This window comes from Kribbella sp. NPDC051586 (genome assembly GCF_044453965.1).
Taxonomy (GTDB): Bacteria; Actinomycetota; Actinomycetes; order Propionibacteriales; family Kribbellaceae; genus Kribbella.
The window spans coordinates 1,249,125-1,273,746 of sequence record NZ_JBITDF010000003.1 but is presented as its reverse complement, the minus strand read 5'-3'; the positions used below and the strand labels follow the sequence as shown (position 1 = coordinate 1,273,746).

Here is a 24,622-nt window from a genome sequence, read left to right as displayed (position 1 = left end):
TCCATGTCACGCATCACCCAGGTCGAGGTCTTCCCGGTCGCGGTGCCGTTCGCGCGCCGGTTCGTCCTCGGCAGCGGGGCTGTCGGCTCCCCCGACGCCGCCCCCGACCAGGCCGGCGCGGTCATCTTCGTGAAGCTCACCACCGAGGACGGCATCGTCGGCTGGGGCGAGCAACGCGCACTGCCCAGCTGGAGCTACGAGACCGCCGAGACGATGGCGGTCGTGATCCGGCGCCACCTCGCGCCGATCCTGCTCGAGCTGACGCCGTTCGACGTCGAGTTGTTCCACCAACGCGCCGCCAAGCGGCTCAGTCCCGCGGTGTCGAACGGCTTCCCGTTCGCCCGCGCGGCCATCGACGTCGCGATGCACGACGCGGCCGGCAAGCTGGCCGGCGTACCGGTGCACGCGCTGCTGGGCGGCAAGATCCACGACGAGATCCCGCTCTGCTCGGCGATCGGGGTCGGCGACCAGGACACGGTCCGCGAACACGCCCTCCAGTCGTCGGACTATGCGGCGTACAAGGTCAAGATCGGCGGGGACCTGGACGCGGACACCGCCGCCATCGAGACCGTCGCCGAGGTGGCCGGCGGCAAGCCGCTGTGGCTGGACGCGAACCAGTCCTATCGTCCCAGCGCGCTCCGGCAACTGCGCGACCGGACGGCCGGCATCCACACGATCCATTGCATCGAGCAGCCGGTGCCGAGTACCGACACGCTGGCCATGGCCCGGCTCCGGGAGCTGATCGACCTGCCGATCGCGATCGACGAGGGCAGCTTCTCGGCCCAGGACCTGGCGCGGGCGATCCGCCTGGACGCCGCCGACCTGGTCGTGGTCAAGGTCTGCAAGTCCGGCGGACTGCGCAACGCGCTGAAAACCGCCCAGACCGCGCTCGCCGGCGGTCTCGAGATCCTCGCCAGCGGCCTGACCGACTGCGGAGTCGCGTTCGCGGCCGCGCTGCACGTGTTCAGCCAGCTCGAGCTCGCGTTGCCCGCCGAGCTCAACGGGCCGGAGTTGCTGACCGATCTGTACGTCGAAGGACTGAGCATCACCAAGGCCGTCGCAACGGTCCCGACCGCCCCTGGACTGGGCATCCAGGTCGACGAGGAGCGCATCCGCGCCGAGTCGATCGACCTGCTCTACCGGTGAGGAGAGAAACGTGTCTACAAAGCTGTCCCGCCGCGGCTTCCTAGGGATGAGCGGCTTTGCCGGTCTCGGGATAGCCGCGGCCGGAAGTCTGTCCGGGTGCTCGTCCGGTCCGCCGGCCGGCGCCGCCACCTGGGCCATGTGGTCCAGCAGTGCCGCCGAGAAGAAGGTCTGGGACGACTTCGGCAAGTACGTCGAGCAGCAGCTCAAGGTCAGGTCCGTCGCCACCCTGACGCCGTCGAGCGGCTACCCGACCAAGCTCGACCTCCAGCTCGTCAGCGGTACGGCGAGCCTGGTGACCGCGCTCAACGGCACCCTGATCCCGACGTACGCCGCCCGTGGTGCGCACCGGCCCCTCGACGACCTGATCGCCGCCGATCCCGACTTCTCCCTGGACGACTTCTACCAGACCAGTCAGCGGATCTCGAGCTTCAACGGCAAGACCTACGCGATCGGCTTCGACGTCGCGCCGACGGTCATGTACTACAACAAGGACCTGCTGAAGAAGCAGGGCATCCCGCTGCCGTCCCGGACCGAACCGATGTCGTGGGCAACGTTCCGCGACCTGTGCAAACAGCTCACCAAGCCCGGTCAGCAGTACGGCTTCACCTGCGCGCCGGCGATCGACGACCTGGTGTCCTGGATCTACTGCGCCGGCGGCAACGTGATGAGCGACGACGGCGGCCGGAGCACGCTGGGTGATCCCGAGGCCATGGAGGCGCTGCAGTACGTCATCGACCTGTTCGTGACGGACAAGGTCACCCCGCCGATCAAGAACCTCGTCACCGAGAGCTCGCTGTCGAACTTCATGCAGGGCAACGTCGCGTTCATGCAGAACGGCCCCTGGCAGGTCGTGAACGCCCGGAAGGCGAAGTTCGACTGGGACATCATCCCGTTCCCGGCCGGCTCGGCCGGCAGCAAGCCGCGGGTCTCGGGCTCCAGCTTCGCGATCCCGTCGGGGGTGCGCGAGGGGGCCGAGCTCGACCTCGCGTGGAAGCTGATCAAGACGCTGACCAGCACCGGCGCGCTCGACATCTACGCCAAGGCCGGCCGCAACAACCCGGCCCGGCTCAGTGCCGGCAGCGCCTTCCAGCCGCCGCCGGACAACCTGGGCATCGTGCAGGAGATCCTGGCCGGCAAGCTCGCCGGCGGTCACGCCTTCGACGTGACCACGAACTGGAACCAGGTCAAGCAGCTGCTCGGTCAGGATCTGCCGCGCACATTCCTCGGCCAGGTCAGCGTCCCGGACGCGATCAACGGGCTCACGCCGCGCCTCGACATCCTGATGCGGCAGCATCTCGACACCATCCGCCAAGCCAGCGCCAGGAAGGGGTGATCACCATGGCTCTTTCAACAGCAGACACCGCACCAGCGGTCACCACCCCCACACCGTCCCAGCAGGCGTCCGGACCGACTCCGCGCTGGCGCAGCCGCGAAGCGCTCACCGCATGGCTGTTCATCCTGCCCAGCCTGATCGGCTTCCTGATCTTCACCGCCGGACCGGTCGTTGCCGCGGGCGTCATCTCGCTGCTGAACTGGAACCTCTTCAGCGCGCCGACCTGGGCCGGCCTGCACAACTTCGCCCGCCTCGGACCCGACCCGACGTTCTGGTCGGCGCTCGGCAACACGGCGTACTTCACCTTGGTCAGCGTGCCGCTGACGATCCTGGTCAGCCTCGCCCTGGCGCTGCTGCTCAACCAGGGCGTCCGCCGCGTCGCCGTCTTCCGGTCGCTGCTGCTGTTGCCATACGCAACCATCACGGTCGCGGTGGCGTTCGTCTGGATCTGGCTCTACATCCCGCACGACGGCCTGGTGAACGCCGTGCTCGGCTGGTTCGGCATCAACGGGCCGGCGTGGCTGATCTCGGACAACTGGGCGATGCCCGCCCTGATATTGATGAGCGTGTGGAAGAGCTTCGGCTTCGGCATGGTGGTCTTCCTCGCCGGCCTCCAGGCGATCCCGCAACAGCTGTACGAAGCCGGCCGCGTGGACGGCACCTCGCCGTGGAACAGCTTCCGGCACATCACGCTGCCGATGCTGTCCCCCGCGCTGTTCTTCGTCATCGTCACGTCGGTGATCGGATCGTTCCAGGTCTTCGACCAGGCACTGATCATGACCAACGGCGGTCCGGGCACGCGCACCACCACGCTGGTCATGTACATCTACCGGACCGGCTTCGAGAACTACGACCAGGGGTACGCCGCGGCGCAGTCGCTGGTGCTGTTCGCGTTCATCGTGGTGATCACCGCCGGTCAGTTCCTCTTCCAGCGGAGGCTGGTGCACTATGACAACTGAAGCCATGCCACTGGTCCACAACAAAGTGTTGCAGCGGAAGCTCATCGTCTTCGCGTGCTTCCTGGTCACCGCGCTGACGCTGATCCCGGTCGTCATGATGATCCTGGTCGCGTTCCAGTCCGATGCCGAGTCGATGGCGGCCAAGCCGTCGTTCTGGCCGAGCAGCTGGCACCCGGAGAACCTGACCCGCGCGTTCGACCTCGTCCCGCTCGGCAAGTACCTGCTGAACACGATCTACTTCGCCGCCGGTACGACGATCCTCGAAACAGTCACCGCGGCGCTCGCGGCGTACGCCTTCGCCCGGCTGAACTTCCCCGGCCGGAGCTGGCTGTTCGGGATCTACCTGGCCACGCTGATGATTCCGTCGCAGGTGACCCTGATCCCGCAGTTCGTGCTGGTCGCCAAGCTGCACGGCATCGACACCTGGCCAGGGATGATCCTGCCGCACGCGTTCACGGCGATCGGGGTTTTCCTGCTGCGGCAGTTCTTCCTCGGCATCCCCCGCGACTACGAGGAGGCCGCCCGGCTGGACGGCGCCAACCGTTGGCAGGCTTTCGTCCGGGTGATCGTGCCACTCGCGGTCCCCGCGATCGCGACACTGGCCGTGTTCAAGTTCATCGGCCAGTGGAACAACCTGCTCTGGCCGCTCGTCATCTCCAACAGCGATGCGACCAGGACGGCGTCGGTCGGGCTGCAGGTGTTCCAGGACACCAACGGCACCCAGTGGAACTTGTTGCTGATGGCAGCGACCGTCACAACGATCCCGCTGATCATCCTGTTCTTCCTGACACAACGCTGGTTCGTCCGAGGTATCACCATGAGTGGGCTGGGAGGCCGCTGAACAATGACCTATCTGTGGTCCGTCTTCACCAAACCCTGGGCCGGTCTGCCCGGCGACGAGCTGGGACAACTGGTAGCGGGGATCGGATTCGGCGGCGCCGAGATCCCGGTCCGCGACACGGCGTACCTCACGCCGGCCAATGCCGTGGCCGAGCTGCCCAAGTTCACCGCGCAGTTGCGGGCCGAAGGCATCGAACCGATCAGCGTCGCGAGCGACCTGTCCGAGCAGGTCTTCGCCGCCTGCGCTGACGCCGGGGTCCCGATGATCCGGATCATGGCCGAGCTCGGCCCCGACGGGTACGCCGCGTCCGTGCGGCGCAACCGCACTCTGCTCGAGCAGGCCGCCGTACTGACCGAGCGGTACGACGTGCAGGTCGGCGTACAGCCGCATCACGGGCGGTTCGTGTCGTCGACTCTCGGCGTACTGCAGCTGCTCGAAGGACTGCCCGATCGGTACAAGCTCGTGTGGGACGCCGCGCACGACGCGCTGGCCGGCGACCATCCCGCGGTCACGCTGGAGCTCGGCGCGCAGCGGCTCGGCATCGTGAACCTCAAGAACGTCCACTACCTGCGAACCGACGGCGGCTGGAAGACCAACTTCGTCGAGGCCGAGGACGGACTGGCCGACTGGCCGGCCGTCTTCGCCGCACTGCAGAAGATCAAGTACACCGGCCCGATCTGCCTGACAGGCCAGTACTCCGATCCCGCCGTACCCGTCGAAGAGCGGCTCGAAAAAGATCTGCGCTTCGCTGTCACATCCGCCGCGCAGCATCCGTCAAGGCAGTGAAATCAACACTCGCGAACCTGATGGAGAACCTCCCATGCAAGCACGGATGACGAACCCCGCAGAGATCCTGCCGGACGCCACGAAGGGCATCCAGAACATCTACAAGGCGATCGGGCAGTCCGGAACGGACGGCAAGGTCCTGGAGCTCGTGCACCTGCGGGCCAGCCAGATCAACGGCTGCTCGCCGTGCGTGTTCGGCGGGATCAAGTCGGCGCTGAAGAACGGCGAGACCGACGAGCGGTTGCACCAGGTCGCGGCCTGGCGCGACTCCGACCTGTTCACCGACGCCGAGCGGGCCGCGCTCGAGATGGCCGAGGCCGCGACCCGGCTGGCCGACAACCCGACCGCGGTGAGTGACGAGATCTGGGCCGCGGCGAGCGAGCACTTCGGTGAGAAGGAACTGTCGGCGCTCGTGCTGATGATCGCGCTCACCAACATGTTCAACCGGATCAACACCACGGTGCGCCAGCCTGCCGGCGCCACTTGGTAGCGGCTAACGTGAGCCCTTGACCGGGGCGGTGGGGCGGGGCCGATTCCGGCACTGCTGTCGAGACGGCGTCCGCGGCTCCGACGTTCCCGGGTGAATGGAGGCAAGCGATGAAATACATGCTGCTGATCTACGGGAACGACGAGACGTGGGACGCCCTGCACGCCAAGGGCATCGACGGACTGATGGAACAGCACCGCAAGCTGAGCGCGGAGCTCCAGGCGAGCGGCGAGTTCGTCGACGGGCTCGGTCTCACCACGGCGAACGCGCGCGTGGTCCGGGTCATCGACGGCGTGCCGGCGGTCACGGACGGCCCGTTCACCGAGGCCAAGGAAGTGCTGGCCGGGTACTACGTCGTCGACTGCGACAGCCTCGAGCGGGCGGCCGAGATCGCCGCGCGGCTGCCCGAGGCGCCGTACTCACCGATCGAGATCCGGGAACTCATGGATCCCCTGCCGGACTAGATCGCGCTGCCGGGTGCGGTCGGCAGGATGCGAAAGTGCGGGCGAGTCGAACAACTTGCCGGCCTCAGCTGGGCGTCGACACCTGAGACCGGCGAGTCACTGACTCAGACCGTTGACGTCCGGACGGGCTCGCTCGAAGCGAGGATGACCCCACCTGAGGCGGGCTGGTCACCCATGCCCCGGCCACCTTGGACGAAAACAGTGCTACCAGGCGCAGGCAGCATGACACCCTCGCCGAGTCGCAGCGTGGTCGTCATACCGTTGCTCAGTCTGAGCATCGCCACGCGTCGCGGTCGCACTGGGCTGATCGACGAGGTCACCTCGTGGATGCCGGTGCAGACCGCCGGTTGGATCGCGGCTCGTCCGAGCCCTGCATTGCCGTGACTCCTCACATCACGGCACTGCTCGGCGAGCCTTCTCATCGCTGACACACTTCCCCCTTCTCATCGTGAACTGCCCCCGAGTGGCGGCGGACGCGGTCGCAGACCGCACACTCCCCCGTCCTCCCCGCACCCGGAAAAGACGCGGAAGTGATCAGGCAACCCTTGCTGAGAGTGACCACGTTTTCAAGGGATCGTGACCGGAATCCCGCGTGCCGAAACTTTTGTCCACGCCTTGTTTGCAGGCAACTACTGACCACCGAAGCCAGTGGTAGCAATGCCCTTGATGAAGGCGAGCATCTGGCGGCCGGCGACACGATCAGGAACTGTTGCGTTTGAGGTCCCGGGCGAGTGTGTAGGTGCCGACTGGAAACGTATCCGTTAGCGTTCGGTACTGGTGCGCTCGACGATGCGGTGCGGGATCATCACCCTGCGTGCCGGCGCGTCCTTGTCGGCCATCCGCTCGGCGAGCAGATCCAGCGCGGCCGCGACGAACGCCCGCCGGTCGAAATCGATCGTGGTCAGCGGCGGGATCATGAACTGGCTCTCGAGGATGTTGTCGAACCCGGCGACCAGCGTCTGCCGCGGTACGGCGATGCCCGCCTCCCACAGCGCGGCCAGTGCACCCGAGGCGAGCGAGTCGGTGAAGCAGAAGAACGCGTCGGGCAGGTCATGGTCTGCCAGGTACTTCCCGACCACGGTCGCCGCGCCCTCCGGCCGCCAGCGGTCGAGGCTGATCTCGAGCGACGAATCGATCGGTATGCCGGCCTCTTCGAGCGCCTGGTGATATCCGGTAGTCCTCAGTCGCGAGGCCGCCGTACCGGGCCCTTCCGCGGAGCCCGCGAGCACGCCGGTGCCTGACGATCCGCGCGGGATCTCCGGCGTGCCGACGACCGCGATGCGGCCGCAACCGCGGGCCAGCAGGTGCTTGGTCATGTCGCGCGCGGCCGCGACGTTGTCGATCGCGACCTGGCTCACGACGTCCTGGTCGACGTCGCCGATCAGCACGACCGGCGGCAGCGGTCCCGCGGATGTCACCGCGCTGTCGTCGAGGTTCACCGGGTTCAGGATCAGGCCGTCGACGAGGTACGCGCGGGCCTTCGACAGCAGCTCGAACTCACGCTTGGGCTCGGCTGCGGTCTGCTCGATCTGCACACCCCAGCCGCGCTCGTGGGCCAGCTCGACGACCAGGTGGACGATCTCGGCGGAGTACGGCCGGAGCAGGTCGGGCAGCGCCAGCGCGATCATGCCGGAGCGGCCGTTGCGCAGTCCCCGCGCGCTCATGTTCGGCACGTAGTCGAGCTCGACCAGGGCGCTCTCCACCCGGGCGCGGGTCTCGGGGCGCACGAAGACGACGCCGTTGATCACGTTCGACACCGTCTTCGGCGACACCCCGGCCAGCTTGGCGACATCTTTGACGGTGGGACGCATGTCGCCCATTGTCACACCTGGCACACGTTGTCACGCAGCGTGGATCCGCATCTCGACAGGAGGTCTTCGCCCAGTCGGGGACCCGCCAGGCTCAGCCCGGGGCGCGCGCCGCCCGATTCCACCGATACGTCCTGTCGAGATGCAGATCTATCTCGTGATCAGCGCCCCGCCGTTCACGTGCAGGACCTGGCCGGTGAGGTGGCGGGCCGCGGGCGAGGCGAGGAAGTGGATGGTGCCGGCGATGTCGTCCACCTCGCCTTCACGCTTGGTCAATGTTGCCTGAAGCAACGTCTCGCGGCGCTGGTCGGTCAGCCGGCCCTGGAAGAACTCGGTGTCCGCGGTGAAGCCGGGCGCGACGACGTTCGAGGTGATTCCCCGCGGGCCGAGCTCAGCGGCGACATCGGCGTTCCACATCGCGAGCCCGGCCTTGGACGCGCCGTACGAACCCGCTCCGCGAGCACCGGCGATCGAGCCGAGGTGGACGACGGCGGTGGTGAGTCGCGGCGCGAGAGCAGTCGTGGTGAGGACGGCGCTGATCAGGTTGGCCTCGAGGTTCGCCAGCCAGTTCGCCTTCAGTTGCGCCAGATCGCCGTCCGGCCTGCCGAAGTCGGTGTTGCCGCCGGCATTGTTGACCAGTACGTCGACATGGTCCGGCAACTCCCACAGCAGCCGCTCGATCTGCGCCGGATCCGTCGCATCGCAGACCACTCCCCTGGCTCCCAGGTCGGCCGCGGTCTTCTCGAGTACGTCGGCCCGCCGCCCGGTGATCACCACCTCGTCGCCGTCCGCCCGGAACCGCTCGGCAGTCGCCCGCCCGATCCCGGTCGCTCCCCCGGTCACCACAACCGTCCTCACCCTCATCAACCCCATCCTCTCGTCTCACCCGTCCACCCGATCCACCACCAGCGCCGGAGCCCGCACCGGCTGTTTTCAGGGGTTATCCGCTGCTGTTGCTCCTTCTCCCCCGGTGTGAAAGGGGAGAAGGAGCAAGTCGAGCGGATAACCCCTCAAACGCGGCGGGGGCTGCGGGAGGTCGTGAGGCGGTGGGCGTGGCGTTTAGGTCTAAATGTTTAGGTCTAAACGTAGCATGGTTCTCGTGGCTGACAACTACCCGCTCGATTCGCCGAGTCCGTACCCCGCGGCGGAGATCGCCCGTGCCTGGCAGCGCGAACGCCCGGGTACGCCGACCGACTCGATCGAGATCGTCACTCCGCTGTGGCGGCTGGCCAAGCTGTTCGCCGACGACCGCCGCCGGGTGCTCGCCGACGCCGGCGTGGACCCCGCGACGCTGGATCTGCTCAGCGTGCTGCGGCGCGCGGGGTCGCCGTACGAGCTGAGCACCCGGGAGCTGTCGCGCCGGACGCTCGTCACCGCAGGAGCGATCTCGCAGCGGGTCGCCCGCGCCGAGGACAGCGGGCTGGTGACCCGCCGGCCGGCCGGTGACGGGAGCCGGGCGGTTGTGGTGACGCTGACGAAGACCGGCCACGAGCTGATCGAGCGGACCGTCGACCAGGTGCTCACCCGCGAGTCCGAGCTGGTCGCGTCCCTGTCCCCCGATGCCCGCGCCCGGTTGGCCACGCAACTGCAGTCGCTCCTCGACGAGGTTGCCCTGGTCGCCCGCAAACCTTCCTGACGGACTTGAGGCTATTTGGGCCCGCCCTGCGTGGACTCTGACTAAAGTTCGTACCTCACCGCCGAACACCTTCGCCAATACATCTCAGCCGGTGTGGTTGCCGAACCAGCGGGTCAGGTGCAGGTCTAGGTCTTCCTGGTTGTCGCCTAGCCAGGCGATGTGGCCGTCGGGGCGTAGGAGCCTGCTCGGAGCCGCGGTGGGAGCCGCGAGGTAGTCGACCCGGTCGGACCAGGCGCCGGTGGTCAGGTGCCCGGTCCCGTCCAGGAGGAGGCCTCGGCCGCGGTGGAGGTGGTCGTACAGCTGGCCTTGGTTGAGTTCGACGTCGGGTTGGCGGCGGCCCAGGAGGTCGGGGCCGTCGCCGAAGTCGTACCGGATGTCGATCGCGGTGATCTTCTCGATCAGGTAGCGGTTCACCTCGTCGAAGTTCATCAGTTCGGTGAGGAGCCTGCGGACGGCCTGGGGGCCCGGTTCGGTGGAGAGCAGTTCCATCTGGGCGCGGGTGTTGTCCAGGACGTCCGCGGCGACCGGACGGCGTTCGGTCTCGTAGGTGTCGAGGAGCGTTGCCGGGGCCCAGCCGCGGATCTGTGCGGCCAGCTTCCAGCCGAGATTGACGGCGTCCTGGATGCCCAGGTTGAGGCCCTGTCCGCCGGTGGGCGGGTGGATGTGTGCGGAGTCGCCGGCGAGCAGCACCCGTCCGATCCGATAGCGTTCGGCGAGGCGGGTGGTGTCGCCGAACCGGGACAGCCACCGCGGGGAATGCACGCCGAAGTCGGTTCCGGCCAGGGCGCGCAAGTGGTGTCTGAAGTCGTCGATGGTCGGCGGTTCCGCGTGGTCCGTGACTCCCCCGACCGGCACCACGACGCGATAGATCCCGTCGCCGAACGGACCGATGCTGAAGGTCTTGTTGGTCTCGCGGATCTCGGTCACCTTGGCGGCAATCTCCGCGGGCGGCACACCGACTTCCATCTCGCCCATCAGCGTCTCGGTGCGCGAGGGCTCCCCGGGGAAGCCGACGCCGAGCAGCTTGCGCACAGTACTGCGCCCGCCGTCACAGCCGATCAGATACCGCGACCGCAACTGCTCACCGTCGTCCAACTCGACCGTCACCCCGTCGTCGTCCTCCTCGAAGGCGACCACCGCACGACCATGCCGTACCTGCGCACCCAGTCCGATCGCATGTTCTGCGAGCTTGTCGACGAGAACCGGCTGCGGGATGCCCAGCAGATAGGCGTGCTCGGAATCCAGACCCTCAGGCGCCGGCGCCGGAATGGCGGCGAAGAATCCGCCGGCCGGACGCCGTCGTCCGCGTTCGAGCAGGCGATCCAGCAGTCCGCGCATCGCCATCAGCTCGAGACTGCGAATGTGCAGGCCGACTATGCGGACGTACGACGGCGGCTCGGTTTCCTTCTCCAGCACGAGTACCCGCAGGTCGTGCAGCCGCAATTCCGCGGCGAGCATCGCTCCGGTAGGTCCGCAGCCGGCGATGATGACGTCGAACATGGTCTCCAAATCAGACGAGTTGGTCGGCGAGGGCTTGGATGTGGTCGCGCCAGGCCGGTAGCTGATCTGCCGTGGCGCCGGATTGGGTGACGAGCAGGCGGGCTCCGCCGTTGCCGTCCCGAAGAGTCCAGGTCACTTCACCACCATCGCAGGCGCAGGTGAGCCGGACCGGTCCATCCACCTCGGTGACCGCGCCGGCGTCGATGCCCTTGGGAACGAAACCAGCGGGTGGCGGGTTGCCGACGACGGTGGGCTCGGCGCCGGTGAGGCGTTCCCAGACTGCTTCCTTCGGCTGGACCAGTTGGCGTTCGAAGCGGAGGGTGCCGTCGTCGGCGAGCGTGCCTTGATCCAGGCCGAAGGCCTTGACGAAGTGCTCGTGGAGTTCGCGGTAGTCGCGTTCGGAGACGGTGTCACCCAGGACTCGCTCCAGCGCGTCGAAGCACAGCGTCCAGCCGCCGGCGAAGCTCGCCGAGCCCGCGCGATCGTCGTACGTCGCGGTGAGCTGCAGCGTGCAACCGGCCGCGGTCGGCAGGAGCTCCCAGCGGAGGACCTCGTCGCCCCAGGTGTACTCGATCAGATGCGGAGGCTCGTACGCGCGGATCACCCCAGTGCTCTGCTCGTCGACCGGCGCGCCCGGGTCCTCCTCGAACGTGAACCTGACCACCCCGTCCAGCCGCAGATCCAGCTCGACCGCGGCCGGGAACCACCCCGCCAACTGCCCCGGCTCGGTGATCGCCCGCCAGACCTTCTCCGCCGGATGCCGCAGCTCTCGCCGCATCCGCAGCACGGTCCGCCCGTTCTCAGAACTCAACGTCTCGGTCATGGATCCATATATACTCGCAGCGGCATATACGTTCAACCGGCGAACCGGAGCAGATCCGCGAGCTCAGCAGAGAGGTCGGCAGAGAGGTCGGCAGAGACGTCGGCCTCGCCCTCGAACAGATCGACCGACAGGTCCGCGTGCCGCCAGCCGCCGATCGCCCGTCCAGCTTCGACGACGGCCGGCCGGAGCATGCCGCCGCCGGGGAAGATCGCGGACGGCAGCTGCTGATAGCGGTTCTGATAGCCGAGCAAGTACGCGTCGAACTCCCCCAGCATCCGGACCTCACGGCAGCCAGGTACGTCGTCCACCGCAACGACCGTCGTTCCGTCGACCTCGAACGACTCCGTGGCGACCGCCTCGACAGCCCGGCGGGCGGCAGGCACCGGCAGCCCGGACCAGGTCGCGAAGTCGCGCGCCGTCGCTGGGCCGTACGCGCTCAGGTAGCGCCGCGCCAAACCCTCCAGATCGCCTTCCAGCGCAAGCGGCTTGCCGAGCCAGGCCTGCGTCGCGACCCAGGTCTCGGCGCGGTCGTGGCCCGGCCCGTAGCAGAGGCGGCCGAGCAGGCCCGCATGCCGGATCAGGGCATAAACAGCCTGCCCCTTCGGCTCGGGGATCAGTCCGGCGGCGACGAGGACCTCGGCCAGCTCCGTGCGGGTCGATGCGCCGTTCGCGAGCAGATGCTGCTCGAGCAGGTCGGCGGACTCCGAGCGGATGCGTTCCGTCAGGCCGAGTTCGCCGTACCTGCGCTCGGTGTCCTTGATCAGTTTCGGGCCGAGCAGACCCAGCAGCGGACCGGCGTCCTCGACGGCGACCAGTTGCAGCGTGCCGCGCATGAACCAGCCGCGGACGACCGAGCGATCGAGCTCCTGGGCGTGCGAGACGTCGGCGAGGGTGGTCGCGGTCGATCGGGCCCGTACGGCGTACGCGGCGCCGCGCCACGTCTGCGCCTGGAGGCCCCCCGTCCGGCGTACGACGTCGGCCACCCCTCCGGGGCCGGCCTCGTTCACCGGACGCGCCAAGCAGTTGGCCTGCATCCTGGCCGCCAGTAACCAGTCCACAGACCTCCGCGCCACCTCAGCATGACACCACGAACCGGACGAGTCCGCATCCTGAAATACGAAACCGCTCCGGTTCGCACCCGGGGCGGAGTCGTAAAGGGGCGTAAAAGGCCTCAGAGTGCCGGCTGGACCAGGTCCGCGAACGCCGCCTGGCCGGTGACGTTCGGGTGGTAGGACTCGCTGATCGGGTTCGACAGACCGTTGATCCACTCCGGGCTGCCGCAGACCGAGTGCCCGATGAACTTCGACGTCGGGTTGACGAACGTGAACCCGGCCGCGCTCGCCGAGGCCTGGAGCTTGGAGTTGAGCAGGTCGGCGGTCGCGTTCAGCCGGGTCATCTCGTCCGGGCTGAAGAACGTGCCGGCGTTGCAGTCGGTGCCGTTGAACAGCCGTGGGTACCCGACGACGACCACCTGGGCCGACGAGGCGCGGCTCTTGATCGACGAGTACAGCGTGTTCAGCCGGCCGGGCAGCGTGTTGTTGATGATCGTCTGGGCACCGGCCACCGCGCTGGTGCAGTCGCCGAGCCACGACGGCTTCGCGCACTCGGTGATGACCGACGAGAAGCCGGCGTCGTTCCCGCCGACCTGGACCGAGACGATGTTGGTCGAGCTGGTCACCGACGGCAGCTGGTTCGCCGTGACGTCGGCGACCTTGGCGCCGGAGCAGGCCACGAAGGTCAGGTTGGCCCCGATCCGGCCGGCGTCGATGTAGGCGTACGCCTTGGTGGACCGCTGGCAGGACCCGCTGCTGGAGATGTAGGTGCGGGTCCCGACACCGGAGGCGTACGAGTCACCGAGTGCGACGTAGTTCTGGGCCGCGGCGTGCGCGACGCCCGGACTGAGCAGCATCGCGGCGCCGAGAGCCGCAGCGGACAGCAAACTGGCGATGGACTTCATTGGGCGGACCGCCTTTGCATGAGCGAGGGGTGGCGACTGAAGTACTCAACGTCACCTTCGCTGACTGGCGAGTAACACACAAGGTCCTAGTAACAAATTAACCATGGATTCCCGGGGCCGGTCACCAACTAGCCGTTCCAGGACGACAGGCCCGGCCCCGGCGGCAGCGGATAACAGCCGTCGACGAGCTCCACCCTCCCGTCGGCCGGCAACAGTCCGCTCTCCACGTAGATCGTGTTCGGCAGCGCGGCGAGCACGTGGATGTGCGCTCCCCCGCCGTGCGACGCGTACGGCACCCCGAACCCGGCCGCCATCAACCCGATCTCCAGACAGTCGGTCAGCCCACCGGCCCGGCGCAGATCAGGTTGTACGACGCCGACGCCACCCCGCGCGATCAAGTCCCGGAAGGCAGCCTGCCCGTACCGGTTCTCCCCCGTTGCGATCGGGATGTCCAGCTTCTCGGCCAGCCGGACGTGGGCGTCGGTGTCCGCGGCCGGCAGCGGCTCCTCGAACCATCGGCAGTCCAGTTCCTCGTACACCCGCCCGCGCCGCAGCGCCTCGGAGTACCCGAATGCCTGGTTCGCGTCGACCATCAGCGGCGCGTCCGGCCCGATCACGTTGCGGACCGCCTTGATCCGCTGGACGTCCTCGCTCAGCGGACCGCCACCGACCTTCATCTTCACGCCGCGGAAGCCCTGCTCCATCGCCTTCGCCGACACCCTCTCCAGCCCCGCGACGTCCAGCTCGAGCCAGCCGACCATCGCGTACGTCGGAATCGCGGACCGCTGCGCTCCGAGCAGCTTCCACACGGGCACGTCCAGCGACTTGCCGAGCAGGTCCCACAACGCCAGGTCGATCGCCGAGATGCCGTACGACGACAGCCCGGCGGTGCCCTGGTAATCGGTCAGCGTCTGCAGCTTCTGCCGGATCCCGCGGATCATCGCGGGATCCTCGCCCACGATCACCGGCGCCAACTGGTCGGTGATCAGGTGGGCCAGCACGGCCGGCGAGCTCTCGACGCGACCGAAGTACGTCGTGCTGACGCCGCTCACGCCCTCGTCGGTGTCGATCTGCACCCTTGTGTGCCCGTTGCGGTCGAGCAACTGGATCGCGTCGCGAACCGCGTGCGCCTTCGGTTCGGAGGTGACTTCGACAGTGATATCGGTGATCTTCATCCGGTCATCCCTTGCCTGCGAGAACGTCTTCGACCTTCTGTTTGACGCTACCCAGCGCCGCCTCGGCGGTCTTCTTGCCGCTCCAGACGTCGTCGAGCACCGGCCGGTAGATGGTCCGGGCGCGTTCGATGTAGCGGCTGAAGTTCTCGTTCACCGCGTTGTCGAGCGCCTGCGTCACCAGCGCAAGGTTCGACGGCGACTTGTCGTCGGGTACGAACAGCGCCGACGAGCTCTTCGCGACCGGCATGAACCCGCGCGACTGGGCCAGCAGCTTCGCCGCGTCCGCGCCGGCGCAGTACTTCAGGAAGCTCCAGGCCGCGTCCGGGTCCTTCGAGGCCTTCGGGACCGCGAGGACGGTCAGCGTGTTGACCGTCGTCCGGCGTACCTTCATCGGTGTCGGGAAGATGTCCCACTTCACCTTCGCGTTCTTGCGCAGGTACGGGACCCCGCTGGTCAGCGAGAGCAGCATCGCGACCTTCCCGGTACCGAGCTGGGACAACGCCCAGTTCGGCGTCTGCTTGCCGGCGGTGACGGTGGCGAAGTCCGGGTGCACCTTGTGGACGAGCGAGAGGTCGGCGACCCACTGGATCGCCTCGGCGCCCTGCGGTTCGGCCAGCGTGAACCGGGTGGCGTCCTTGGAGTAGATGCCGTCGCCGCCGTTGCTGACCGGGAAGACGGTCTCGAGCGAGGTGTCGGGGAAGACCAGCGCTCCCCAGCGCTCGCCGTTCGGCTTGGTCAGCTTCTTGGCCGCGTCGACGAAGTCGTCCCAGGTCCAGCCGCTCTTCGCCCAGTCCTTCGGAGGCAGCTCGACCCCGGCCTCCGCGAACGCGTCGGTGTTGCAGTACAGCACTCCGGGGTTGGTCATGATCGGCCACGCGGCGTGCGCGCCGTCCGGCTGCTTGGCGAAGTTGTACGCGACCGGGAAATAGTCCTCCGGCTTGATCCCGTCCTTCTCCAGGTACGGGCGCAGGTCGAGCAGCGAGCCTTCCGCGTAGTAGCCGCGGACGTAGTCGTCGTTGATCCGGATCGCGGTCGGAGCCGCGCCGGACGACAGCACGGTCCGGAGCTTGGTGTCGTAGTCGTCGCCGGGGATCGACTGGATGTCGAGGGTCTTGCCGGCCTGCTTGGCCCAGTTCTGCGCCACCGTGTACATCGGGGTGCCGCTCTCGGTGTCCCAGGTCATCCAGGAGGCATTGCCGCCGCCTCCTCCTCCGCCGCTGCCGTTGCTGCCGCAGGCGGCGAGCGGGAGTCCGGCGGCGAGCGCGCCGCCGCCGATGCCGAGGGCCCGGAGTACCGACCGACGGGAGATCTCTGATGCGGGCATGGTCGTTCCTGTTCTCTGAAGTTAATTGGTCCGCAGTTTGGCGACCGCGTCGTCGTCCAGCTCGATGCCCAGACCGGGCAGGTCCCACGGCGTGATCTCGCCGTTCACCGGGACGAGCGGGTTCTTCCAGATCGGTACGTCGTCGAGGATCGGGTTGTGCTCGATGTTGTACTCCTGCGGGTAGACGCAGGACGGCGTACTGACCCACAGGTGCGCGTGTGCCGAGGTGCCGATCGTCTGCTGCGTGTTGTGCACGGTGATCGGCTTGGTGAAGGTGTCGGCGAGCACCGCGATCTTCTTGAACTCGGTGATGCCGCCGCACTTGATGACGTCGGGCTGCAGGATGTCGACCTTGCCGTCCAGGATCAGGTCCCGGAACTGCCAGGTGGTGTACTCCTGCTCGCCCGCCGCGATCGGGATGTCGACCGCGTCGGCCAGCCGTCCGTACGCCGCGTAGTCGTGGGCGGCGAGCGGTTCCTCGAAGTGCCACACGCCGAGGTCCTCCAGCGCGTGGGCCAGCTTGATCGCGGTGTGTTCGTAGTACGCGTTGTTGACGTCGACCAGGATCGGGAAGTCGTCCCCGACGAGCTTGCGCACCGCGGTCACGGTGGCGATGGTCTGGTCGAAGCCGTCGTCGTGCATCCACGGCGTCGACGAGTGGATCTTGTAGCCGTGGAAGCCCTTCTCCTGGAAGGACTGCGCGCGCTCGGCCTCCTGGTCCGGTGTCATGCTGCGCGACATCGAGCTGGCGTAGACCTTCGCGCTCTGCCGGTACTTGCCGCCGAGGAGCTGGTACGTCGGCAGCCCGGCCGCCTTGCCGAGCAGGTCCCACAGCGCGATGTCGATACCCGCGATCGCGTTCAGCTGCGCGCCGCCGGGGCCGAGCTTGTAGGGCTTGGTGTAGAGCCGGCGCCACAGCCGCTCGATGTCGGTCGCCTCCTCGCCGACCAGCAGCGGCGCCAGCGCCTGCTCCACGACACTGTGCGAGACGTGGGCGTTCATCGGGCTGACCTCGCCGACACCGACCAGGCCCTCGTCGGTGTGCACCTTCACGATGTGCAGCTTGTCGAGCAGGATGATCGACTCGATCTTGGTGATCCGCATAACTATCCTTTCAGGCCGGACATGGTGATGCCCTGGACGAAGTACTTCTGGGCCAGCAGGAACAGCAGCAGCGGCGGGAGGATCGTCAGCGTCGCGGCGGCCATCATCAGGTTCGTCTGGGTGAAGTACTCACCCTTGAAGAGCGCGAGCGCGATCGGCATGGTCTGCAACCGCGTCGAGTTGAGGAAGATCAGCGGACCGAAGAGGTCGTTCCACGAACTCATGAAGGTCAGCGCGCCGACCGCGGCCAGGGCCGGCTTCACCTGCGGGAGCATGATCCGCCAGAACGTGCCGAAGATCGACGCGCCGTCGAGCTTCGCCGCCTCCTCCAGCTCCATCGGCACCCCGCGGAACGCCTGCCGGAGCAGGAACGTCCCGAACACCGGGGTCAGCACGTTCGGGACCCAGAGCGGGTAGTGGGTGTCGATCCACCCCATCTGCCGGAACAGCATGTACTGCGGAACCAGGTAGACGATGCCCGGGATCATTGCCGTCGACAACAACAGCGCGAAGGCGAGGTTCTTGAAGGCGAAGTTCAGCCGGGCGAACCCGTAGCCGGCCAGCGACGCGAACAGCAGCAGGAAGCCGACGTTCAGCGCGGCCAGCTTGCAGCTGTTCAGGAAGAACGGCAACAGGCCGTGACCGGCTTGCGAGTAGTTGCCCCACTGGAAGGTGGACGGGATGAACGACGGCGGCGACTGCAGTACTTCGTTCTCCGGTTTGAGCGATGCGCTGATCATCCAGAGCAGCGGCATCGCGAACACCACCGCGAAGAACAGCAGTACGACGATCAGCACGACCCGGCGCGGGATGTGCCTCGGCGGCCGGTTGAAGACTCTGACGGCCTCAGTTGTCATAGTGCACCCACCGTTTCTCCATCCGCCACTGGATCGCGGTGACCACACCGACGATGACGAACAGCACCCAGCCCATCGCGGAGGCATAGCCCAGCCGGCCGTGCCCGAAGGCGGCCTCGTAGATCTGGAAGATGAACACCGAGGTGGCGTTGTTCGGCCCGCCGGACGTCATCACGTAGATGATCCCGAACACCTGGAACGAGGTGATGAACTGCGTGATGGTGAGGAAGAACAGGCTCGGCGTCAGCAGCGGGAAGACGACCGACCAGAAGCGCCTCCAGGCGGAGGCTCCGTCCACTGTCGCCGCTTCGATCAGCGACTGGTCGATGCTCTGCAAGCCCGCCAGCAGAATCACCATCGGATAGCCGACGCCCTGCCAGAGCGCGACGATCATCACCGCGATCAGCGCCGTCTTGGTGTCTGACAGCCAGGCCGGGCCGTGGATGCCGATCGTCTTCAGCGTGGAGTTGAACAGGCCGCTGTCCGGGTTGTACAGCCAGAACCAGACGAAGCCGATCGCGACGACGTTGGTGACCGCGGGCGAGTAGTACAGCGTCCGGAAGATTCCGATGCCCTTGATCTTCTGGTTGCACAGGACGGCCAGTCCGAGCCCGATGAAGATGGTCAGCACGACGACGACCAGGGTGAAGATCACCGTGTTCTTCAGCGACGGCCAGAACGTGTCGTCCGCGGTGAACAGTTCCTTGTAGTTGTCGAGGCCGAGGAACTTCGGTGCGTTCAGCCCGGACCAGTTGGTCAGCGACACGACCAGAGATGCCGCGACCGGCATGAGCTGGAAGAACAGCACACCGAAGATCACCGGGCCGACGAACAGCCAGCCGGCCAGGTTCTGCCGCTTCAGCTTCGTCTTGGTGCGCCTGCGGGCCGGCGGCGGCCCCTCGGCCGTCGGCGGTGGCATGGTGGGCAGTACGGCGTTCGCCATCGGTCACACCTCGATCCCGATGTACTTCTCCTCGAGGAATTCGAGGATGCCTTCGGAGCTGCCTTCCCGGCCGAGACCGGACTGCTTGGTCCCGCCGAACGGCGCGGCCGGATCGCTCAGCACGCCCCGGTTGACCGCGACCATCCCGGAGTCGATCCGTTGCGCGACCGCGAGCGCCTGCGCCGGGTCGCCGTACACGTAGGAGATCAGTCCGTAGATCGTGTCGTTGGCCATCTCGACGGCTTCGTCGACGTCGCTGAAACCGACGATCGCGGTGACCGGGCCGAAGATCTCGGTCTGGTTGATCTCGCTGCCGTGCTTCACATCGGTGAGCACCGTCGGCGGGTAGAACGCGCCGCCGCCCCGGGCGGCCTCGCCGCCCAGTGTCAGGTTGGCGCCTTCGGTAACGGCCCGGTCCACCAGCGCGGCCACCTTGTCGCGTTCCTCGGGTGACACCAGGGCACCGAGCTCGTTCGACCGGTCGGCGCCCGGTCCCATCGTGACGGCCTTCATCGCCGCGGTGATGCGGGTGCTGAACTCGTCCACCAGCGAGTCGTGGACGTAGAACCGGTTGGCCGCCGTACAGGCCGAGCCGCCGTTGCGCATCTTCGCGACCATCGCGCCCTCGACCGCGGCGTCCACATCCGCGCCGGGCAGGACCACGAAAGGCGCGTTGCCGCCCAGCTCCATCGACGAGCTGACGACCTGGTCGGCGGCCTCGTGCAGCAACACCCGTCCGACCTCGGTCGAGCCGGTGAAGGACAGCTTGCGTACGGCGGGATGGTGCAGCATCGCGCTGACCGCGGGGCCCGCCGGGACGGGCGTCACCAGGTTGACGACACCGGCCGGTACGCCGACGCGTCGCAGCACGTCGACGACGTACGCGGCGGTGAGTGGCGTCTGGCTGGCCGGCTTCAGTACTACCGAGCAGCCGGCCGCGAGGGCGGGTGCGATCTTGCGGGTGGCCATCGCCGCGGGGAAGTTCCACGGCGTGACGAGGATGGATACGCCGATCGGGTCGCGGCGTACGACGATGGTCTTGTCGCCCGACGGGGAGAGCCGGAAGTCGCCGCCGATCCGGACCGCCTCCTCGGCGAACCAGCGGAAGAACTCGGTCGCGTACGCCGCCTCCCCGACGGCGTCGGCGTACGCCTTGCCGTTCTCGGCGGTGATGAGCGCGGCGAGCTGCTCGCGTTCCTCGGTCAGTACTTCGAAGGTCGCGCGCAGCAGCTCGGAGCGTTGCCTGGGCGGGGTTGCCGACCACCCGGCCAGAGCGTCGGCCGCCGCGTCGACAGCCGCGAGGCAGTCTGCCTCGGTGGCCGCGGCGAACTGGGCCAGCTCGGACCCGTCGGCGGGGTCGTGGACAGGGAAGCGCCGGCCGTCGGCGGCCGGGCGCCACTGTCCGTCGATGAACAGATCGTGCGGAGAAGTCATCTGGTGGCTCCGGGTATCAGAACTGGTCAGAACGGGTCGGTTCGGTCGCCGGCGTACGCGGCACGGGTGATCTCGAGCAGCGCGTCGGCATCCAGCGGGCGGGGGTTGTTGTCGATCAGGCGGCCCGATTGCAGGCCCAGCTCGGCGACGTACTCGAGCTGGTCATCGGTGAGGCCGAGCTCCTTCAGCGTCGGCGGGATGCCGATGCGGTCCAGCAGCGCGTCGACGGCCTCGATACCGGCCAGGGCTCGCTGCTGGGTGTTGCCTGCCTTGGGTACGCCGAAGATCTTGGCGATCTCGGCGAACTCCTCGACCCGGGCCGGGGCGTTGTAGCGCATGACGTACGGAAGGAGTACGCCGACGCCGACGCCGTGGGGCGTGTGGGTCAGTGCTCCGAGCGGGTACTGCAGTGCGTGGGCGGCCGCGGTGCCGGCGACACCGAGCGCGTAGCCGCCCGCGTTCGCCGCGAGCATGACCGCGGATCGCGCCTCCTGATCGTCCGGGTGCTCGAAGGCGATCGGCAGCGCGGTGGCGAGGAGACCGAGGCCCCAGCGGGCGTAGGAGTCGCTGATGACGTTCTTGCCGATGAAGACGCGGCCCTCGCCGACCGCCGCCGACGGACGCTGGACGGCGGTGAACGACTCCACCAGGTGCGAGACGGCGTCGGCTCCCGCGCTGGCGGTGAGGCTGGGCGGACACGAGTACGTCAGCTCGGGATCGCAGATCGCGACCGACGGGATCAGGTACGGCGAGGAGATGCCGGCCTTGAGCTCGCGGCGGCTGTCGCTCAGGACGCAGACCGGCGTCACCTCGGACCCGGTGCCGCCGGTCGTCGGTACGGCGATGATCGGCAGGACCGGACCGGGTACGGCGTTCTCCCCGTAGTACTGATCGATCGGGCCGCCGTGGCTGAGCATCAGCGAGACAGCCTTGGCCAGGTCGAGGCAGCTGCCACCGCCGATCCCGATGACGACGTCGATGCCGGCGTACTCGATCGAGTCGAAGCAGGCGTCGATGTCGGACATCGGCAACTCGGGAGCGGTGTCGCGCCAGACGTGCACCCGCAGGCCGTGGTCCTCGAGGCCGGTCACCAGCTCGGCGAACTCGGGCGAGGCGGCCAGGCGCTGGTCGGTGCAGACAAGAGCGGCGCTGCCGTACTCCGCCGCGTGGCGACCGAGCAGCGCGCGCTGGCCGGCGCCGAAGACAACCGTGCGCGGTGCCCGTTGCACGCCGAAGGCAGGGGCGGTGATCGTCATAGTGGTGGGTCCTTGTCCGGTCGTGGGGGGAGTTCAGTCGGCCAGAACGGCTTCGCGCCGGGCTGCGTCCTGGCAGGTGTCCTGGCAGGTGTCCCGGCTGGGGTCCAGGGAGGTGTCGAGCCTGGTCAGCTCACGCCACAGGTCGTCGGCGATCTCGATGCCGTGGGCAACCGATTCGCGGTACCGGGTGCGGGCGCCGTCGCCGGGCACCGCGACCGGCTTGGCCGGGTCGGCCGGGCGACTGCGCCGGACCTCGTCGAGGTACTCGGTCGCGGAACGACGGCCGCCGCTGAGCAGGATGAACAGGTCGCCCTTGTTGCTGAGGTGGTCGTCGTCGAGGGTGCCGCCGACCGCGGTGCCGTAGGCGGCGCCGGTGAGGAAGGTGACCATCGCGCCCAGCCCGAGGCCCAGGCCGTACCCCTTCGCTCCCCCGAACGGCGCGATCGATCCGTCCTTGGCCGCGACCGGGTCGACCGTCTGGTTGCCGTCGGCATCCAAAGCCCAGTCCGGCTCCAGCGGTACGCCGCGCAGCGCGTGGTCGTGCACCTTGCCCATCGAGATCTGCGAGGTGGCCATGTCCAGCACGAGCGGTGGCTGCGCGGGGACCGCGAGCGCCAGCGGGTTGGTCCCGAGCATCGCCTCGGTGCCGCCCCATGGGTGCACGAGCGCCTCGCTGGTCGTGATGCCGAGGCAGACCAGCCCGCGGTCGGCCATCCGGCCGGCGTAGTACCCGAGCATGCCGAGGTGGTTGTTGTTCGTGATCGAGCAGACCGCGACGCCGTACTGCTCGGCTGCCGGGACGATCGCCTCCAGCGCGCGGACGGCGACCACCGGGCCGAGCCCTTGCCGGCCGTCGACGGACAGGTAGCACGGGCTCATCCAGGTGTGGCAGCCGGTGCTGGTCGGGCTCGCGGTGCCGTTCGCCAACCGCCGCAGCAGTCTCGGCAGGCGCAGGAGACCGTGCGACGGCATCCCCTTCGCCTCCGCGACCACGAGGAGTTCGGCCTGCTGGGCCGCCGACTCGGTCGGCACTCCGGCGGTGATGAGGAGTCGTTCGGCCAGTGCTTGGGCCGTGAGCAGATCTGTGTGCACGTCGACCATCCCAGGGTGGAGTCGCTGCATTCGTATTCATCGCTCGACTTCTTGGGAGGCTAGATCAGATCGGATACGATTCGCAATGGCCTGTGAATACGAATTCACACTTTCTGCCGACGGATGGACAACTGATGAGCCAGCGCACCACGGAGCGTTCCGGACGGCCTCGGATGAGTGACGTCGTCTACGAGCGGTTGCAGGAGTTCCTGCTGGATGGCCAGATCCAGCCGGGTGAACGGATCCGCGTCGACGAGCTCAGCCGCCGGCTCGGGGTCTCCCAGACCCCGGTCCGCGAGTCGCTGAACCGGCTCGAGGCGGAGGACCTGGTCACCAAAACACATCTGATCGGATATTCCGCGACGCCGAAGCTGACGCCGCAGCGGTTCGAGGACCTCTTCGAGGCGCGGTTCCTGATCGAGCCGTACTGCTCAGGGCTCGCGGCCGGCCGGCACCGTGGCGACGAGGTCGAGCAGCTCGCCAGGATCGCGGCGGAGATGCGCGGCCGCTACCAGGCCGGCACGATGTCGTACGGCGCGTTCGCCCGGGCCGACGCGGACTTCCACGAGGCCGTGATCGCGGCGACCGGCAACAGCTACTTCGGCGAGATCTTCGTGAAGCTGCACTGCCACCTACAGCTCTTCCGCCTCCTCCGCGACTCCAGAGTCACCGAGGATGCCCTCGACGAGCACGACCTGATCGTCACGGCGATCCGCCAGCGCGATACCCAGTCAGCCGACCGAGCCATGCACGCTCACCTGACGGCCTCCCGCACCCGCCTCCGCTCAGCCTTCGAAACAACGACCCCCGGGCTGCTGGCAACCGACGACGTCGCGGAGGTGTGAACACCTCTTCGGGACTCTGCACAGGCTATTTCCTATGCCCAGTCCCCAGGAGGTGTTCACACCCCATCAGCGTTCGGGGCCGGGGACCGAGAGCGGGTCGAAGCCGTAGGGCAGCTCGAGCCGGTGGGCGCGCATGAGGTCGGCGTCGCTGAGGAGATCGCGGGTCTTGCCGTCGGCGACGATGCGGCCGCTGTCCATCAGCAGGCTGCGCTCACAGAGCTGGAGGGCGTACGGGAGGTCGTGCGTGATCATCAGCAGCGTGACGTCCAGGCCGGCCAGGATGTCGGCGAGCTCGCGGCGGGCGGCCGGGTCGAGGTTGCTCGACGGTTCGTCGAGGACCAGCACCTCGGGGCGCATCGCCAGGACCGTGGCGACGGCGACGCGGCGGCGCTGGCCGAAGGACAGGTGATGCGGGGCAAGATCCGCGTGGTCCTGCATCCCGACCTGGACCAGCGCCTCGTGGACCCGGTCGTCCAACTCGGAACCGCGCAGGCCGAGGTTGGCCGGACCAAAGGCGACGTCGTCGCGGACGGTCGGCATGAAGAGCTGGTCGTCGGGATCCTGGAAGACCAGGCCGACCTTCCGGCGGATCTCGCCGAGATGCTCGCGGTGCAGGCCGGTGCCACCGATCTGGATGCGACCGCTCCCGGTACCGCCGGCCACCGAGCCGAGGATGCCGTTCAGATGCAGGACGAGTGTGGTCTTGCCGGCGCCGTTCGGCCCGAGCAGTGCGACGCGCTCACCGCGCTCGACCGTGAAGTCGACACCGAACAGCGCCTGCCGCCCATCGGGGTAGGCGAACACCAACCGCTCGACCTGAATCGCAGGACCGGTCACAGCCCGACCACCCTC

24 protein-coding genes are annotated in these 24,622 nt (G+C 67.9%); 9 read left to right on the top strand and 15 right to left on the bottom strand.

Annotation, left to right across the window (positions count from 1 at the left end; translation table 11 throughout):
- Positions 1–3 precede the first annotated feature (3 nt).
- From ACIA58_RS24730 to ACIA58_RS24700, 7 genes are all read left to right on the top strand, one after another.
- Positions 4–1,146, top strand: coding sequence for a mandelate racemase/muconate lactonizing enzyme family protein (locus tag ACIA58_RS24730; protein ID WP_396406119.1), 1,143 nt, complete (start codon positions 4–6; stop codon positions 1,144–1,146).
- A 10-nt stretch (positions 1,147–1,156) separates the two neighbouring features.
- Positions 1,157–2,479 carry an extracellular solute-binding protein gene (locus ACIA58_RS24725; protein WP_396406118.1) on the top strand — a complete coding sequence of 441 codons (1,323 nt, stop codon included), beginning with the start codon at positions 1,157–1,159 and terminating at the stop codon, positions 2,477–2,479.
- A gap of 5 nt (positions 2,480–2,484) precedes the next feature.
- Entirely contained in the window at positions 2,485–3,438 is a 954-nt protein-coding gene (locus ACIA58_RS24720; protein ID WP_396406117.1) for a carbohydrate ABC transporter permease, read from the top strand.
- Entirely contained in the window at positions 3,428–4,279 is an 852-nt protein-coding gene (locus ACIA58_RS24715) for a carbohydrate ABC transporter permease (protein ID WP_396406116.1), read from the top strand. The genes ACIA58_RS24720 and ACIA58_RS24715 overlap by 11 nt, the downstream gene beginning before the upstream one ends.
- Positions 4,280–4,282: 3 nt before the next feature.
- Positions 4,283–5,065 (top strand): sugar phosphate isomerase/epimerase family protein, encoded by a 783-nt coding sequence (locus ACIA58_RS24710; protein ID WP_396406115.1) that lies wholly within the window; start codon positions 4,283–4,285, stop codon positions 5,063–5,065.
- 46 nt (positions 5,066–5,111) lie between these two features.
- Positions 5,112–5,555, top strand: a complete 444-nt coding sequence (locus ACIA58_RS24705; RefSeq protein ID WP_396406114.1) for a carboxymuconolactone decarboxylase family protein — start codon at positions 5,112–5,114, stop codon at positions 5,553–5,555.
- 107 nt (positions 5,556–5,662) lie between these two features.
- On the top strand, positions 5,663–6,016 hold the full coding sequence (locus tag ACIA58_RS24700) for a YciI family protein (protein WP_396406113.1): 354 nt from the start codon (positions 5,663–5,665) through the stop codon (positions 6,014–6,016).
- Positions 6,017–6,777: 761 nt separating this feature from the next.
- On the opposite strand, the gene ACIA58_RS24695 is transcribed toward ACIA58_RS24700, so the two are convergent.
- Together ACIA58_RS24695 and ACIA58_RS24690 are read right to left on the bottom strand one after the other, a co-directional pair.
- On the bottom strand, positions 6,778–7,827 hold the full coding sequence (locus ACIA58_RS24695) for a LacI family DNA-binding transcriptional regulator (RefSeq protein WP_396406112.1): 1,050 nt from the start codon (positions 7,825–7,827) through the stop codon (positions 6,778–6,780).
- A 147-nt stretch (positions 7,828–7,974) separates the two neighbouring features.
- Positions 7,975–8,688 (bottom strand): SDR family NAD(P)-dependent oxidoreductase, encoded by a 714-nt coding sequence (locus ACIA58_RS24690; RefSeq protein WP_396406111.1) that lies wholly within the window; start codon positions 8,686–8,688, stop codon positions 7,975–7,977.
- Positions 8,689–8,923: 235 nt separating this feature from the next.
- Between ACIA58_RS24690 and ACIA58_RS24685 the strand changes: the two genes are divergently transcribed.
- Positions 8,924–9,460 (top strand): MarR family winged helix-turn-helix transcriptional regulator, encoded by a 537-nt coding sequence (locus ACIA58_RS24685; RefSeq protein ID WP_396406110.1) that lies wholly within the window; start codon positions 8,924–8,926, stop codon positions 9,458–9,460.
- Positions 9,461–9,544: 84 nt separating this feature from the next.
- On the opposite strand, the gene ACIA58_RS24680 is transcribed toward ACIA58_RS24685, so the two are convergent.
- The 12 genes from ACIA58_RS24680 to ACIA58_RS24625 all read right to left on the bottom strand — a co-directional run bounded on the left by ACIA58_RS24680 (position 9,545) and on the right by ACIA58_RS24625 (position 22,955).
- Positions 9,545–10,960 carry an FAD-dependent monooxygenase gene (locus ACIA58_RS24680; protein ID WP_396406109.1) on the bottom strand — a complete coding sequence of 472 codons (1,416 nt, stop codon included), beginning with the start codon at positions 10,958–10,960 and terminating at the stop codon, positions 9,545–9,547.
- A 10-nt stretch (positions 10,961–10,970) separates the two neighbouring features.
- On the bottom strand, positions 10,971–11,783 hold the full coding sequence (locus ACIA58_RS24675; RefSeq protein ID WP_396406108.1) for an SRPBCC family protein: 813 nt from the start codon (positions 11,781–11,783) through the stop codon (positions 10,971–10,973).
- Positions 11,784–11,815: 32 nt separating this feature from the next.
- Positions 11,816–12,841, bottom strand: a complete 1,026-nt coding sequence (locus ACIA58_RS24670) for a winged helix DNA-binding domain-containing protein (protein ID WP_396406107.1) — start codon at positions 12,839–12,841, stop codon at positions 11,816–11,818.
- A gap of 113 nt (positions 12,842–12,954) precedes the next feature.
- Entirely contained in the window at positions 12,955–13,740 is a 786-nt protein-coding gene (locus tag ACIA58_RS24665; RefSeq protein ID WP_396406106.1) for an SGNH/GDSL hydrolase family protein, read from the bottom strand.
- A 128-nt stretch (positions 13,741–13,868) separates the two neighbouring features.
- Positions 13,869–14,915, bottom strand: coding sequence for a mandelate racemase/muconate lactonizing enzyme family protein (locus ACIA58_RS24660; RefSeq protein WP_396406105.1), 1,047 nt, complete (start codon positions 14,913–14,915; stop codon positions 13,869–13,871).
- A gap of 4 nt (positions 14,916–14,919) precedes the next feature.
- Entirely contained in the window at positions 14,920–16,239 is a 1,320-nt protein-coding gene (locus tag ACIA58_RS24655) for an ABC transporter substrate-binding protein (RefSeq protein WP_396406104.1), read from the bottom strand.
- Positions 16,240–16,260: 21 nt separating this feature from the next.
- Positions 16,261–17,343: a mandelate racemase/muconate lactonizing enzyme family protein gene (locus ACIA58_RS24650; RefSeq protein ID WP_396406103.1), complete on the bottom strand. Its 1,083-nt coding sequence runs from the start codon at positions 17,341–17,343 to the stop codon at positions 16,261–16,263.
- Between the two features lie 2 nt (positions 17,344–17,345).
- Positions 17,346–18,200 carry a carbohydrate ABC transporter permease gene (locus ACIA58_RS24645; protein ID WP_396406102.1) on the bottom strand — a complete coding sequence of 285 codons (855 nt, stop codon included), beginning with the start codon at positions 18,198–18,200 and terminating at the stop codon, positions 17,346–17,348.
- On the bottom strand, positions 18,190–19,143 hold the full coding sequence (locus ACIA58_RS24640) for a carbohydrate ABC transporter permease (protein ID WP_396406101.1): 954 nt from the start codon (positions 19,141–19,143) through the stop codon (positions 18,190–18,192). The genes ACIA58_RS24645 and ACIA58_RS24640 overlap by 11 nt, the downstream gene beginning before the upstream one ends.
- A gap of 3 nt (positions 19,144–19,146) precedes the next feature.
- Positions 19,147–20,577, bottom strand: coding sequence for an NAD-dependent succinate-semialdehyde dehydrogenase (locus tag ACIA58_RS24635; protein ID WP_396406100.1), 1,431 nt, complete (start codon positions 20,575–20,577; stop codon positions 19,147–19,149).
- 26 nt (positions 20,578–20,603) lie between these two features.
- On the bottom strand, positions 20,604–21,833 hold the full coding sequence (locus tag ACIA58_RS24630) for an iron-containing alcohol dehydrogenase (protein WP_396406099.1): 1,230 nt from the start codon (positions 21,831–21,833) through the stop codon (positions 20,604–20,606).
- 33 nt (positions 21,834–21,866) lie between these two features.
- Positions 21,867–22,955, bottom strand: coding sequence for an Ldh family oxidoreductase (locus tag ACIA58_RS24625; RefSeq protein WP_396406098.1), 1,089 nt, complete (start codon positions 22,953–22,955; stop codon positions 21,867–21,869).
- Between the two features lie 143 nt (positions 22,956–23,098).
- Between ACIA58_RS24625 and ACIA58_RS24620 the strand changes: the two genes are divergently transcribed.
- A complete protein-coding gene (locus tag ACIA58_RS24620) occupies positions 23,099–23,770 on the top strand; it encodes a GntR family transcriptional regulator (protein WP_396406097.1) in 672 nt (223 codons plus the stop codon).
- Between the two features lie 66 nt (positions 23,771–23,836).
- On the opposite strand, the gene ACIA58_RS24615 is transcribed toward ACIA58_RS24620, so the two are convergent.
- On the bottom strand, positions 23,837–24,607 hold the full coding sequence (locus ACIA58_RS24615) for an energy-coupling factor ABC transporter ATP-binding protein (RefSeq protein WP_396406096.1): 771 nt from the start codon (positions 24,605–24,607) through the stop codon (positions 23,837–23,839).
- Positions 24,608–24,622 lie beyond the last annotated feature (15 nt).

Bases quoted from the DNA above. Each gene is read 5' to 3' on its own strand.
- ACIA58_RS24695 (WP_396406112.1), bottom strand. From the start codon at position 7,827: ATGCGTCCCACCGTCAAAGATGTCGCCAAGCTGGCCGGGGTGTCGCCG.
- ACIA58_RS24660 (WP_396406105.1), bottom strand. From the start codon at position 14,915: ATGAAGATCACCGATATCACTGTCGAAGTCACCTCCGAACCGAAGGCG.
- ACIA58_RS24690 (WP_396406111.1), bottom strand. From the start codon at position 8,688: ATGAGGGTGAGGACGGTTGTGGTGACCGGGGGAGCGACCGGGATCGGG.
- ACIA58_RS24630 (WP_396406099.1), bottom strand. From the start codon at position 21,833: ATGACGATCACCGCCCCTGCCTTCGGCGTGCAACGGGCACCGCGCACG.
- ACIA58_RS24680 (WP_396406109.1), bottom strand. From the start codon at position 10,960: ATGTTCGACGTCATCATCGCCGGCTGCGGACCTACCGGAGCGATGCTC.
- ACIA58_RS24625 (WP_396406098.1), bottom strand. From the start codon at position 22,955: ATGCAGCGACTCCACCCTGGGATGGTCGACGTGCACACAGATCTGCTC.
- ACIA58_RS24720 (WP_396406117.1), top strand. From the start codon at position 2,485: ATGGCTCTTTCAACAGCAGACACCGCACCAGCGGTCACCACCCCCACA.
- ACIA58_RS24675 (WP_396406108.1), bottom strand. From the start codon at position 11,783: ATGACCGAGACGTTGAGTTCTGAGAACGGGCGGACCGTGCTGCGGATG.
- ACIA58_RS24645 (WP_396406102.1), bottom strand. From the start codon at position 18,200: ATGACAACTGAGGCCGTCAGAGTCTTCAACCGGCCGCCGAGGCACATC.
- ACIA58_RS24705 (WP_396406114.1), top strand. From the start codon at position 5,112: ATGACGAACCCCGCAGAGATCCTGCCGGACGCCACGAAGGGCATCCAG.
- ACIA58_RS24710 (WP_396406115.1), top strand. From the start codon at position 4,283: ATGACCTATCTGTGGTCCGTCTTCACCAAACCCTGGGCCGGTCTGCCC.
- ACIA58_RS24620 (WP_396406097.1), top strand. From the start codon at position 23,099: ATGAGTGACGTCGTCTACGAGCGGTTGCAGGAGTTCCTGCTGGATGGC.
- ACIA58_RS24665 (WP_396406106.1), bottom strand. From the start codon at position 13,740: ATGAAGTCCATCGCCAGTTTGCTGTCCGCTGCGGCTCTCGGCGCCGCG.
- ACIA58_RS24700 (WP_396406113.1), top strand. From the start codon at position 5,663: ATGAAATACATGCTGCTGATCTACGGGAACGACGAGACGTGGGACGCC.
- ACIA58_RS24650 (WP_396406103.1), bottom strand. From the start codon at position 17,343: ATGCGGATCACCAAGATCGAGTCGATCATCCTGCTCGACAAGCTGCAC.
- ACIA58_RS24635 (WP_396406100.1), bottom strand. From the start codon at position 20,577: ATGACTTCTCCGCACGATCTGTTCATCGACGGACAGTGGCGCCCGGCC.
- ACIA58_RS24640 (WP_396406101.1), bottom strand. From the start codon at position 19,143: ATGGCGAACGCCGTACTGCCCACCATGCCACCGCCGACGGCCGAGGGG.
- ACIA58_RS24715 (WP_396406116.1), top strand. From the start codon at position 3,428: ATGACAACTGAAGCCATGCCACTGGTCCACAACAAAGTGTTGCAGCGG.
- ACIA58_RS24655 (WP_396406104.1), bottom strand. From the start codon at position 16,239: ATGCCCGCATCAGAGATCTCCCGTCGGTCGGTACTCCGGGCCCTCGGC.
- ACIA58_RS24730 (WP_396406119.1), top strand. From the start codon at position 4: ATGTCACGCATCACCCAGGTCGAGGTCTTCCCGGTCGCGGTGCCGTTC.